Annotated in this window: 8 protein-coding genes; 3 read left to right on the top strand and 5 right to left on the bottom strand. The window is 55.2% G+C overall.

From position 1 onward, the window contains the following. Nucleotides 1-40: 40 nt before the first annotated feature. A complete protein-coding gene (locus tag AC5DDB_RS24290) occupies nt 41-1,642 on the top strand; it encodes a hypothetical protein (RefSeq protein WP_491742347.1) in 1,602 nt (533 codons plus the stop codon). A gap of 38 nt (nt 1,643-1,680) precedes the next feature. Here the strand turns inward: AC5DDB_RS24290 and AC5DDB_RS24285 are convergent, their stop codons facing one another. The 3 genes from AC5DDB_RS24285 to AC5DDB_RS24275 all read right to left on the bottom strand — a co-directional run bounded on the left by AC5DDB_RS24285 (nt 1,681) and on the right by AC5DDB_RS24275 (nt 5,828). Further along, nucleotides 1,681-1,920, bottom strand: a complete 240-nt coding sequence (locus AC5DDB_RS24285; protein WP_491742346.1) for a TfoX/Sxy family DNA transformation protein — start codon at nt 1,918-1,920, stop codon at nt 1,681-1,683. Between the two features lie 17 nt (nt 1,921-1,937). Next, entirely contained in the window at nt 1,938-4,577 is a 2,640-nt protein-coding gene (locus AC5DDB_RS24280) for a secretin N-terminal domain-containing protein (RefSeq protein ID WP_491742345.1), read from the bottom strand. A 249-nt stretch (nt 4,578-4,826) separates the two neighbouring features. After that, on the bottom strand, nt 4,827-5,828 hold the full coding sequence (locus AC5DDB_RS24275; RefSeq protein WP_491742344.1) for a DUF1559 domain-containing protein: 1,002 nt from the start codon (nt 5,826-5,828) through the stop codon (nt 4,827-4,829). Between the two features lie 219 nt (nt 5,829-6,047). On the opposite strand from AC5DDB_RS24275, the gene AC5DDB_RS24270 reads away from it, so the two are divergent. Continuing rightward, nucleotides 6,048-7,706: an acetolactate synthase large subunit gene (locus AC5DDB_RS24270; protein ID WP_491742343.1), complete on the top strand. Its 1,659-nt coding sequence runs from the start codon at nt 6,048-6,050 to the stop codon at nt 7,704-7,706. Nucleotides 7,707-8,281: 575 nt separating this feature from the next. Here the strand turns inward: AC5DDB_RS24270 and AC5DDB_RS24265 are convergent. Further along, nucleotides 8,282-9,751, bottom strand: coding sequence for a DUF1501 domain-containing protein (locus tag AC5DDB_RS24265; protein ID WP_491742342.1), 1,470 nt, complete (start codon nt 9,749-9,751; stop codon nt 8,282-8,284). A 326-nt stretch (nt 9,752-10,077) separates the two neighbouring features. On the opposite strand from AC5DDB_RS24265, the gene AC5DDB_RS24260 reads away from it, so the two are divergent. Then, entirely contained in the window at nt 10,078-12,144 is a 2,067-nt protein-coding gene (locus AC5DDB_RS24260; RefSeq protein ID WP_491742341.1) for a thioredoxin family protein, read from the top strand. 145 nt (nt 12,145-12,289) lie between these two features. Here the strand turns inward: AC5DDB_RS24260 and AC5DDB_RS24255 are convergent, their stop codons facing one another. After that, nucleotides 12,290-12,607 (bottom strand): hypothetical protein, encoded by a 318-nt coding sequence (locus AC5DDB_RS24255; protein ID WP_491742340.1) that lies wholly within the window; start codon nt 12,605-12,607, stop codon nt 12,290-12,292. Nucleotides 12,608-12,694 lie beyond the last annotated feature (87 nt).

The raw sequence follows: 12,694 nt of genomic DNA, 5'->3' as shown, positions 1-12,694 counted from the left end.
ATACTGGTCTATGATTCCTCTTCGCGTTCTGGGAGCACCCATGCGAGTTTGTATCGCAATTGCGACTACCATTTTGTCGACATCAACCATCGGCTGGTCCGCCGACAAGGAAGCCGCCCCTGCACCGAAGATTACCAAGGCCGGCATTCGACTTTCGAAAGAAACCACGTTCTTCACCGAACCGCTCCGCGAGGACGGCACGATCAACTACGTGGCCGCTTTGAACAAGAAGTTCAGCCAAGACGTCACGCCGGAAAACAACGCCGCCGTCCTTCTGTGGCAAGCATATGGTTTGCCCGATGGGCTCGGTGAGCGGTTTCACGAGCGAATCGTCGAACGTCTGGGATTAGAGTCGCTTCCGTTGTCGTCTGATGAAGGGACCTTTGTCGAGCTGAGTAAAATCATCTCTGATCTGAAAGAAAAAGACCCTCAAGGAACGGACTCTCAGAAAATACTCGACCAGCACGACTCTGCCATGAAACGGCCTTGGTCGCCGGAACAATTCCCTGCTATCAATCAATGGATCGAGGCCAACGAGAAACCGCTCAAATTAGTCACAGCTGCCACCAAGAAAAAGCACTATTTCAATCCACTCGCAAGCAACGACGAACGCGAGACTTGCATCAACTGTTTGTTGCCGACGATTCAGTTTAGTCGTGAAGCAGCAAGGCTACTCTGTGCCCGTGCGATGCGATCGCTCGAACAAAACGACGCAGCTTCCGCGATGCAGGACCTACTCACAACCCACCGTCTCGCGCGACTCGTCGGGCAAGGTTCGTCTCTGATTGAAGCGTTAGTTGGCATCGCCATTGATTCCATGGCATGCGAAGCCAGTCACGTGGTGATTGCCACGCCGGGGATTGTGATCGACCAACTCGACTCTTACCAAAAGCAATTGGCATCGTTGCCGTCGCTTCCGAGCATGGCGGAAAAGATCGAATTGGGCGAACGCTGCTTCGGTCTGGATGCCGTTCAACTCATTGCGGTCGATAGATCGCAGGGGCTGGAATTATTTGGCAAAAGTGCTGAAGAAGGAGTCGTGGGAAATATCATCGAGTTCTTGATGGAGAATGGCGTCGATTGGAACCTCGTTCTCACGCGATTCAACAAACTCTACGATCGACTCGGAACAATGATGCGGATCGAAAACCGCGTCACACGCGATGCCGCAATGGAAGCGTTTTACGAGGAGATGAAACAGCAGAAAATCAAACTTCAAAATTTGAGTCCGCTCCAAATGCTCCTCGGTCAGGGAATTCGAGCAAGTGTGACCGAAGGGATGAGTGTCATGCTAGAGGGTTTGCTCGTTCCGGCACTCATGCAAGCCAATCATGCCGAAGAACGACAGACCATGAAAATGGAAATCACTCGTATCGGCGTCGCAATCGCTAGCTATCGCGTGACCAACAACGAATACCCGCAGACTCTTGAAGATCTCCAACCCAAGTTCCTAAAGGAAATCCCGCAAGACACCTTCACCGGCAAGCCACTCGTCTACAAACGCACTGACAAGGGTTTTCAGCTTTACAGCCTCGGTAAGAACCAAACCGACGACAACGGTAAATTCGAGTACGCTTCGAAAGCCGAGGCGGACGACATCGGGATGATTGTTCCCATTCCTGAAGACGATTCTAAGGATTGAACCAAGCCGGTCACTCAAGCACATTGCGATGCTCCACATCAGCCTTCTAACTCGTGGAGCAACTCGGCTTTCTCTTCGGCAGTCACGGTGCGCCAATCACGGTCTTGCAGACCTGCATAGAGTGCCCACAAGAGATTCAAACTGACTGCAGAGTTTCGATTTCGAACTTCAGCGAACGTCGCTACCGCGCCGACTTTGCAGATGGCGTCCACATCAGAAAAACCGGCCTCGAAAAGCATATTCCAACTTTTCGGGCCGATGTTTCTCAGTTTTGTCATGCAGACTGACTCTCTGATCAACGGCTGCGACGGTCGGAACTTGATCGGCGATCGCGATCGCTACTTGTGCGGGATCGGGAAATTGTTCCGGCCGATGTGGAACTCACGGAAATCCGTGGCGACAATTCATCGAGTGCCATTCCCAATTCGGCCGCTCCGATGTTTTCCAGCTCGACGATTCGCATTTGCGGACGCGACTCAAACGCTGCTGCGTCCCGGGCTTCGACCACTTCTTGAATTTGCTCGAACAGTTGTTCGTTGCACGAGACTAGAAGCTCACTAGTGTTAGTATCAACCGCCAACGTCAGACGAATACCGGGTGGTCGCAGACCTTTCTGACTATTTGCGTTGCTCACAAGTACCCGGCGTTCGGCGTCATCGTCGCGACGATCATCTCCCCGTCGCCGAGCTTGCATTTGTGCGGCGGGATCGACCATGAAATCTTTGTAGAGTTCACGAATCATCTCAGCGACGGCAGTTAGGTCCGCATGTTTCACAGGGATTGCACGCGGAACCCGGTCACGCATGGACTCGGGAAGCTCCGTGGTGTCGAGAAATTCCAAGAACCGTTCGGCTTGATCGAGTTCCTGATCCGTACCGCTGATGAACAACGCATTCGTCCGTGAATCGGGCAGAATTCGCATGATCGGCTGCCCGTAATAAGTTGTGTCTGTCAGTCCGTAGGTCGGGCCGACGAGCGGATTGGCTTGCCCCTGGAGAAGTTCCGCGAGTTGGTCGGCCACATCATCGGCGGCGGCGGCTCGCAAGTAGAACACGGTCCACTCGGTTTCGGGCGGCATTTGCTGGAGCATCTCACGGACGGTGTCTTCGACTTCGTCCAGAGCTTTCCCGTCGTTGGAATACATGAGCAATTCCCCATCGCGAACTTCAATCGTCACACGTTGACGCCGCGATTCGGGTTGTTTCTCCGATGAGTCTTCTTTCACCAAATTGACGGATTGCGTTTCGAACTCGGTATGTTTACCGGCACTCTCTGAACGACATCCCTGAGGTTCGCAAGCGGCATCCTCGACGGAAGCGAACCATTGTTTATCCGAGGCAACCGTCGTTGACGACGTGGCAGAATCCTGATCGACTCGAATCCGGGAGTTGTCTTCATTCGTATCTTCGCGACGTGTGCTCCGTCGTGATCGAGATGGCACCACCACACGGATAGGGTTGTCGAATCCACGGTCATCGGTGAGAAGTTCTTCGACTGCTCGGGCGATGCGTTCGCCATGATCACCTGTCACAGACACTTTCCGGAAGCGGCTGCCGGTGTTCACGGGTGTGGTCGCTGTGCCGGTTTCGCCATAGGCGAGCAGCATTTGCTTGATTTCACTCATCTGGCCACCGGTCGCCCGGATGATCAAAGATCGTGATTGTGGCTCGGGCCGAATGACTGGGCGATCGTCGCGGTCTTCGTTTTGGAACAGCGATGTCAGCATGTCACTCATTTGATACGGGTCAGTTTTCGTCAGCCGAATCACTTCCAAGCCGCCGCCGAACCCGTCGCTGTCGATGATGCGAATCAACTTTTCGACTTCCGCGTGTTCGCGAGGCGTGGCGAGTACGTGAATGGAGTCGTGACGACCGTCTTCGTTAATCACCACGCCCGGCATTACGGCATCCACAGTTTCCGCAACATCGTCCTCGTCCGCGTCTTGCACCTTATACACACGGAGAACCGGTGTCGTGTCGTTGAGCGCCAGCGGGTTGCCGTCTGGCGGTGGGACGTCGATCGATTGCAGAATGTTCTCGACCAACTTCACGGCAGCCGGTGTCGCAGTCACTAGCAGTGTATTGGTCTGGCTTAGAGCTGACACTTTCATGTTCATCGCCATCGTTTGCAGCAACGGGGTCGGTTGCGAACGGCGATTGTCATCGTCATCCCGTCCCCGAGACCGGCTGGCGTAGTAGGCATTTCGACGTGCAATCGAAGCTTGGTACGGGTTGCCACCAAGACCAAACAAATTTTGAATTTGTCGCTCGGCGTCTGACGCAGAGATGTTCTTCAGAGGGAACGATTTGAACGTCAATTCGTCATCGGCTGCCGGCACGATGGCGTTGTCGAGCATGTCGACCACTTCCCGCAAACTGCGTCCAAAGCCTTGAATGACCAACGATTCCGAAGCGTCCAACGCCGATGCTTTTCCGTGTGGACCGAGCACCGTTTGTACTTGCTCGACCAGTTCACTTGGCGTCAATCCCTGCAACTTCACGATGATGCGAAGCAATTCGTTGTTGCCGTAGTTCTCTAGTTGGGAGGAAGGCACGGTCGGAATCAAGTTCGGCAAAATCGGGTTGTCGGTCTTAAGCACGACGAGAAACTCATTCCGCCGTAGCGTGACATATCCGCGTGGCAACAGATATCCGTTCAACACATCCAACGCCTCGACGATGGTCTGAGCACGATCGCTCACGTAGTTGAAGGAACCGTCCGGCACGTCAGTCAGATCGAGCGTGAGATCGGCTTTCTCAGCAAACCAACTCAGCACACCTGGCCAAGGTGCTTCCCGAAAGTTGAACGTCACGGTTTCCGCTGCCGACGAGGACTTTGAAATCCCAGCGTCGGTTGCTTCAGGTTGCGCAAGAGCTGTCGACGTGGTGAGGAGAAGGACAGCAACGAGGAAGGTTTGCTTCTGGAAATACGCCATTGATCATCCAAACCGCGAGCACCGACAGAGGATGTCGTCAACTCGCCTGATAAGGAGGGACCGCGACGACAAGATCGAGTGGCGATTACTCGTCCTGTACTCCGTTCGCGGTTTAAAACGGATTGGTCTTGTGGGTTGAAGCGTTCGGCCCGACAGGCGTCGCTGAAACGCATCACAAAGTATTGTTGCAAGATTTTCGCCAAATTTCGATACCATCTGGCGATTTTTGCAGCAGATTGTGCAATGTGTTCAGTCTGTATTGACGATTTCACCGCCATTACGGGTGCAAAGTGCCCGAAACATCGGCAACCCGATTTGGTCGGTGATGACCCGCGTCGAACCGTCCATCAACAGAAAATTGCATCCGGCCGGATGCGGACCATTGAACGTCGCGGGGCTGCTCGTGGGACCGTTCGGCGGACCGGAGCGTGCATGCACGAGAATCGCCGTGATCGGCGGACGCCACTTGTAGCACGGCGGATCGGTCGGCGGATTGAAGTTTGGTTTCGGCGGGTGAGATTGGTTGTAGATCGAATTCTGCGTGGGAACCACTCCCGTCCACGTGCTTTCCACGAAGCGACTCATCCGTTCGCCAATGCCGATCGTATTCGAAGTGCCGTCGGTAATGTCCGCGACTCGAATGCCACTGTTCCGATGAAACACGCCATTGAAAGGCTGATACTCGTAGGCTCCGTAGTTGGGATCGACCGCGTTCCCGCCCCCGAGCGAACCCACATAACTGCAGACGGCGGCATCGGTCAACACGGTGGGCGATCCACTTTCCGAAGGCGGGTTGCCACACGTGGTGACTTGGATCACACGTCCGTCGGTATCGCTGGGACAAAGATACGTCGAGACAGACTCCCGACGCACATCGGCATTCTCCGGAGCGGTAATCGGCAAATCGAAGCGGATTTGCTCATGAAGATTACCCTGTTCGAGTTGCGGCAACATCAGGGCAAAGAAACTCCAACCCGGCCCCTGTTCTTGGGGAAAGCTGCGAGTGTTCCCAGTCGTGTAGGTCCAATTCGGGTCGTCCAACACCGAAATAAAACCCGATGGAAACGAACGATGGGTCTCATGGTAGCTGTGTAACGCAATGCCCATCTGCTTGAGGTTGTTCACACATTGCATCCGCCGTGCCGATTCACGCGCTTGCTGCACCGCTGGCAATAACAACGCAATCAAGATTGCGATGATCGCAATCACGACAAGCAATTCGATCAGAGTAAATCCACGTCGTGATCGCATCAATCGAACCACCAACAAGTTGCACGTTCATGCCATTTGAATGCTCTGATTCTAAAGAGCTTGTCTTCAATTATTCAAGTCCGCTGATCAATTCGAACTGATGGGTTCTTCCGTTACGGTGGAAATCCGTACGAGGGGGGTGTAACCTGCCTCGAAAAGTGGGCGTGCACTTTATTGCTCGATGCAGTCTCCTCTCCCATCTCCCAAGGAAGCGATGTCATGAAGGCCAGCGATCTATTCGTAAAATGTTTGGAGACCGAGGGCATCGAATACATCTTCGGTGTGCCCGGTGAAGAAAACGCCGACTTCATGATTTCTCTGGACTCCTCGGAGAAGATCAAGTTCATCCTGACCCGACATGAACAAGGTGCGGCGTTCATGGCGGAAGTTTACGGCCGACTCACCGGCAACCCCGCAGGAGCGCTGGGCACACTCGGACCGGGGGCCACGAACCTGATCACCGGCGTCGCCGATGCCAACATGGACCGTGCCCCGATGCTAGTGCTCACCGGGCAAGGCGATTCCGAACGACTCCACAAGGAATCGCATCAAGTGATGGACGTGGTCGCCATGTTCCGGCCGGTCACGAAGTGGGCCCAAACGGTTTACCACCCGGACAACATTCCGGAAATCGTCCGCAAATCGGTCCGCTTAGCACGCACGGAGAAACCTGGCGCGTGTCACATCGAATTGCCGGAAGACATCGCCGAGAAAGACGCCACCACCGAACCGATCGAAGTCCGCAAGTTCCGTCGCCCAGTCCCCGATGACAAAATCGTCGACCGTGCCTGGGAAGCCATCCGCACCGCGAAACGCCCGTTGATTCTCGCCGGCAACGGCACAATTCGTCGACGTGCCAGCAAACAACTTCGCGAGTTCGTCGAGAAAACTGGCATCGGCGTGCTCAGCACTTTCATGGCGAAGGGCTGCGTCGATATGGACGCCGAGGAATGCTGCTACACGGTCGGTTTGCAAGCTCGGGATCATGGGGCGTGTGCGATCGATGCGGCCGACGTCATCATTTCGATCGGCTACGATATGGTCGAGTACCACCCGCGACTGTGGAACTCCGGCAATACGCACACTTTGGTCCATCTCGACTTCATCCCGGCGGAAATTGACGAGGATTACCGCATTGATGTGGAAGTCGTCGGCGATTTGGCTCACACGTTGTGGATGTTGAACGAACGCGTCGATGCCTACGGGCCAGAGAAACTCGACTTCGATCATGCCCATGCCCGCCATGCCCGCGCGGCGATGAAGAAGGACCTCGACGAGTACGCTGACGACGACGCCGTCGGCAAAATCAAACCCCAAAAAGCGCTCGCCGACTGTCGAAAGGTTCTCGGGCCGGAAGATGTGCTGCTCTCGGATGTGGGGGCCCACAAAATGTGGATTGCCCGGCATTACCAATGTCATGAGCCGAACACCTGTTTGATCCCCAACGGTTTCTGCTCGATGGGCTTTGCGTTACCGGGTGGCATCGCGGCGTGCTTGGTGCATCCGGATCGGCGGATTCTCTCGATTTGCGGCGACGCCGGTTTCATGATGAACGTGCAAGAAATGGAAACCGCGCGACGGTTGAACGTCAATCTCACCGTACTGGTGTGGGTTGATAACGCATACGGTTTGATCGCGTGGAAGCAGGACAACTCCTTCGGTCGTCACACCGATCTCGATTTTGGCAACCCCGACTTTGTCAAACTTGCGGAGGCATTTGGTTGGAACGGCCACTTCTGTGACGACAGCTCGAAACTCGCCGATGTACTCGAACAGTCGTTCCAAGAAGACGGCCCAAGTCTGGTCGCGATTCCAATCGACTACGCCGAAAACGGCAAACTCACCCAACGCCTCGGCAACATTTCGTGCCCGATTTAGACCGGTCTTGCAATGCCCTCTCCCGAGCCTACGGCTCGACCTCTCCCCATGGGGAGAGGTAATTAAAAAGGCTAAACTTGGGAGAGGTTAGGAGAAAGCCGAAGCAGAACTCGGCGACAGCACAAAACCACCTCTCCCCGAGGGAGAGGTCGGACGCAACGCGTCCGGGAGAGGGTTCCCGAACGACGATCTTACATCGTCGAGTGCGTCACGTAAGATTTCGCATTTGTCAGATCACAAGGAACACAAACTATTATAAAGAAAGAAGTTGTGTGCCACTGCTAGCTTGCCTAGCAGTGCGAGTGACCAGCCATCCGGGAGTCGCTAGAAACACTTCTGGACAAGCCAACAGTGCAGGAAATTGCATCGATATAGCGTCGTGGGTGGCATGCCCACGGTTTTACGTGGGCATGATTGGACATTCAAACATCCCTGGCCCATGCCCACCCAAGTATTAACCGCATTGAATGTCACGTAATATTGTCTTAAATACAGGCAATTTCCTGCACTGGCACACGATAACGCTGACAAATCCGCAATCGTACGCCACGCACCCTACGGATTAACCACCAGAATCAACTGAACAACTCTTCGATCGGTTGGCCGTCTTCGACGATGTATCTGGGGCGGTTGCGTTCGTCTTCGTAGGTGGTGCCCAGTGGGATGCCGAAGTAGCGGTAGATCGTTGCGGACAAATCACCAGGTGTGATCGGGCGGTGTTGAATTGCTCCGCCGTCTGCTTCTGTGGCACCAATGGTTTGGCCATGTGTCAAACCGCCGCCAGCCATGGCCATCGACATCACCACCGGCCAGTGATCCCGGCCATCGGTGCTGCCCTGCGTGCCCATGTTCGGCGTGCGTCCGAACTCGCCCATGGCAATCACAAGGGTATTTTCCAGCAGCCCTTTCGCTTCCAAATCGTCGACGAGGGTCGTGATGAGGTGATCGAACAATGGCAACAACGGCCCCAACCCGCGAGAGATACCACCGTAGGGTGGGATGTTGTCGCCGTGATTATCCCAGGTGCCGGACGCCGGGTGGTAGGATAAATCCAGCGTGACAAACCGCGACCCAGCTTCGACCAACCGCCGAGCGAGCAACGCTTGTTGACACCATAAATGTTTGCCGTATTTCGCGCGGGTTTCGTCGGGTTCACGGGACAGATCAAACGCTTCCTGGGCCCGTCGACCGACGAGCAAATCCACCGCTTGAGCCCGGTAAGAATCGACGGCATCCATGGAACCTCGCAGGTCCAAGTCGCGACGTAGTTGATCGAAGTCGGCGACGAGATTCTGACGATTCTTTAGGCGTTCCAAGTTCAGACCGGATGGAAGTTGGAACACGTCGGCTCCCGACATTTTCCCGGTGTCTTTGCCGACGTTTGTGTAAATCGGCAGCTTCGTCGCATTGTTGGCAATGAACGGATCGTATTGCTTGCCCAACCAACCGGCATAGCCGATGTGTGTGGGGTGCGTCTGAAACGCCACATACGGTGGCATGCCGGGTTGGACCGGACCGCAATGTTTGGCCACAATCGAACCGTGCGACGGGTACCGATCGCCCTTCGGATTCGTCCGCGGAGCGGCTTCCCGGTTGCCGGTCTGCATCACCATGTTCGGCTGGTGACTGCTGCCCTTGCAATCGACAGACCGCAGAATCGAAAACTTGTCAAGTCGTTCAGCCATCAGCGGCAAACGATCACAAATCAAAGTTCCCGGCTGCTTGGTCTGAATGACATCAAACGGACCGCGGTTGTTGACCGGTCGATCCGGTTTCGGGTCCCAGGTGTCGATATGGCTGGGTCCACCCGCCATCCACAACAGAATCACGCTCTTGCCATCGGGTGAATCCGACTTCAACCCCGCATGCGCGGATTGTTCGTGTCGCAGGAGATTCGCTAGCGACAACCCGCCGATCCCCGCCATTCCTGCTTTCAGAAGATTCCGCCGGGACACCAGAGATAGCCCGTCTGGTCGGCGAGCGGTTCCATCAAACCAAGCCTGATGAGCGGAATTCACGACATGGGGAGTGGTCGGCGAGGTCATCGGAAGATACCGGCTGGAGGATATTCGGTCCGAGCGCGATTGATTTGTTCCATCAATCGGACCAATTATCAACAAACGTTGATGGTTTTCCAAGAGCGAATGACCAGCAAGATCGGTAATTCTTGCAATCGACGACGGATGGAATTGTAAGAAGTGACGTTCCGGCCTGATTGGTCTGGAATGCAGAGTCTTCGGAACATCAATCGTGAAAGGATGTTATAAAAAGTTCCCTACGAAACAGCGGGATTGGCAACGGTTTTGCATCGGCTAGGTGCACTGAAGTCGTAAACGGATTTTCGACGAATCTATCAAGGAGCTGATGGTCGATGCCTCAATTGTTCTGGACTGCTGCCCTGCTGGTAAATGCGGGTGTCCTCGCAGCTACGGATGCCCCCGGTGAGTGCCCCCCTGCCCCGCGTGCGGTCGGGAAAGCCCATGTTTCGGCCTGTGTGACCCCCAAAATCCCTTGTGGAACAACACCGGAAGTCAGTCGACGTGCTCCCCACGGAAAATTCGAACTCAAACTCAGCTGCCAATTGCCGAGTGAAATCGTTCCTGCAAAACCGTGGAAACCGATCCCCACGATGAAAGGCTTGGTCGAAGTCTTCAACGGACTTATTCCGCACACCCTTCGTGGCCAAACGAAACCATCAGCGTCCTATTTGCAAGATGATGTGGCCTATTTCCCGCCACCACCAGTGTTCCCAGCTCCGAAGACACAGGTTCCTCCGCCCCGCCGAATTCAACGTGTCGAATTCGAACGCGCTCCGCATCCGGTAGCGGTCAAGCCACGTCGGGCTGAGTTCCATTCGAAAGATGCGGTCCAGTTCTTCCCGGCTGGCCCGGAGTGCCCGTTGCCTCCCGCGATGCCGGTGGCTGGAATGGCCCAACCAGTCGCATGTCCTCCGCAAGCTTGTCCAGTGGCGATGTTTCCGGCTTACGCTCCGCATCCGGTTCCTGTGTTTCCGGCTCCCGGCCCGCAGATGCCTCCGATCGCGTATGGTATGCCTCATCCGGGAATGCGACCGTTCTTGCCGGCCCCTCCGATGCCCGTCGTCGCTGGCCTTCGCTGTTCCGTCGACGACCAACAAGCCCCCTTCCCCTGCATGCAGACGGCGTTCCGAGCGGAAAGTTGCTGTAAGGATGGCTGCAAATGTCAGGAATGCCAATGCCCCGGATGTGACCAAAAGAAAACCGCGACGGTGCCAGTCTATTCCGACCCCGCCGCTGGGAGGATGGCTCAAGACACGCATGTGCTGTGTTTCGAAGCGGCTTGGTGTGGACCGTGTCGGCAGATGAAACCGATCGTGCAAGAGCTCATCAGTCACGGCTGCCCGCTGAAAGTGGTCGATATCGACACGCACCCGGAGTTGGCGACCAAGTTCCATGTGAACTCGATTCCCGCATTCGTCGCGATCGTCGATGGCAAACCCTGTGCCCGCGAGTTTGGCGTGACATCGGCCGAGAGAATTCGAGCTTTGGTGAATCGTGTCAGCAACGTCAAACCGAACATCAATGGCAAGCATGAAACGAAACCGGCACCGGAATCTCCCGCGAACACGAGTTATCCGGGTGCGATTTCGGTGACGAAGTTCGTCGAAGTCCAATATGCGTTGCCATCGCAAAAAGGCGAGATGCTAGCTAATCTGCTGCGAGAACAGTGCAGCATTGAGGTCAAACATCACGACGACATTCTGACCGTCACCACAACCGATGAGAAACAAAAAGCCGTCGCGAACTTCATCGCCACCGTGGTCGGCCCCTCACCACCGAAAATGGCCTCGCAAGCCGAACGCAACATCGCGAAGACCACACGAAAATCGCGACCGGCAATCAAAATCCAACCGCCAACCGTGACATTCCCAGGCTCCGACAGTCGGACGCAGTACCGCATTCGTCGCGCCTACGTGACCCCCGTAAAGTACAAAGCCCCGGTTGCGTACCCCAAGGCGAAAACTCCGGCCCGTGCCGAGTCTGTTCGGTCGAGTGAGACCACTCAGGGATGCACGTTGACGGCTGACAGCATCGTTCTCAAATCCCCTTCGAAAACACCGGCAGACAACCGCTTCAAGTTGGAATGTGGTCCGCAGGGCGTGTGCGTTCGCCAGACCGATGCCGAAGGGCATCCGTTGATTCTCAAGTGTCAGAATCTCGAAGCTCAATTTCTGGGTCAACTTCCGAAGGCGATTCAATGTGAATTTCGGAAGTGTCTCGGTTTGGACAAGGGCGAAAAAGACTTGATGCCTTCGATAATCAGTGAGGAAGTGCGACAAATCCTGGACGACCAAGTGGTTCCAGTCATCTACACCGGCGATGTCCCGGTTATCCAATCCGTGAGTGAGGCGATCGAAAAGAACAAAGTGTTCTCGTTCACGATTGGAATCAGCCGATAGTTGATGCTCGGTTGAAACCAGTCACTCAATACAAAAATGACCCGGCAAACCAATTGGTTCGCCGGGTCATTTTGTTCGTCCTTGCGGACTATCGCCCCCGGAAGCTGATCGTTGATAGTCCTATGGATTAGGACCGATCAGACGATCAGAACACATCCAAGATGTTGTGATGGCCTTTGTACCAGGGTTTTTCCGTTGGGTAGAAGTTGTACCAGTCCTTGTTGTACACCGGGATTCGACGTTCCGCGGGGTACTTGTAGTACATGCTGTCGTACTGGACCGGCGGTTGGAAGTTGTGGGGGTAGTACACATAAGGATAGTAATAGAAGCGTTGCCAATCATTGGGTTGGCCGACTTGTTGAGCCTGAGCTTCAGCCGCACCGGACAGGTCGGCATCTTGCGTGGAGAGGGCACCAAATGCCGCTACTCCTAGGAGGCCGCTCAGCACGAATCGTCGCAGCATGGTGGAATCGTCTCCTCTGCCTCGGAACATGGCCTGGTACCGCGTCGGCAAGCTTTCCTCGCTTGTCGCGAGCACCCCGTGCTCACA

This window comes from Thalassoroseus sp. (genome assembly GCF_984380535.1).
The sequence above is the reverse complement of the archived record's forward strand: the minus strand, read 5'-3'. Positions and strand labels throughout refer to the sequence as shown.

Bases quoted from the DNA above. Each gene is read 5' to 3' on its own strand.
- AC5DDB_RS24265 (WP_491742342.1), bottom strand. From the start codon at position 9,751: ATGACCTCGCCGACCACTCCCCATGTCGTGAATTCCGCTCATCAGGCT.
- AC5DDB_RS24275 (WP_491742344.1), bottom strand. From the start codon at position 5,828: ATGCGATCACGACGTGGATTTACTCTGATCGAATTGCTTGTCGTGATT.
- AC5DDB_RS24285 (WP_491742346.1), bottom strand. From the start codon at position 1,920: ATGACAAAACTGAGAAACATCGGCCCGAAAAGTTGGAATATGCTTTTC.
- AC5DDB_RS24255 (WP_491742340.1), bottom strand. From the start codon at position 12,607: ATGCTGCGACGATTCGTGCTGAGCGGCCTCCTAGGAGTAGCGGCATTT.
- AC5DDB_RS24270 (WP_491742343.1), top strand. From the start codon at position 6,048: ATGAAGGCCAGCGATCTATTCGTAAAATGTTTGGAGACCGAGGGCATC.
- AC5DDB_RS24290 (WP_491742347.1), top strand. From the start codon at position 41: ATGCGAGTTTGTATCGCAATTGCGACTACCATTTTGTCGACATCAACC.
- AC5DDB_RS24260 (WP_491742341.1), top strand. From the start codon at position 10,078: ATGCCTCAATTGTTCTGGACTGCTGCCCTGCTGGTAAATGCGGGTGTC.
- AC5DDB_RS24280 (WP_491742345.1), bottom strand. From the start codon at position 4,577: ATGGCGTATTTCCAGAAGCAAACCTTCCTCGTTGCTGTCCTTCTCCTC.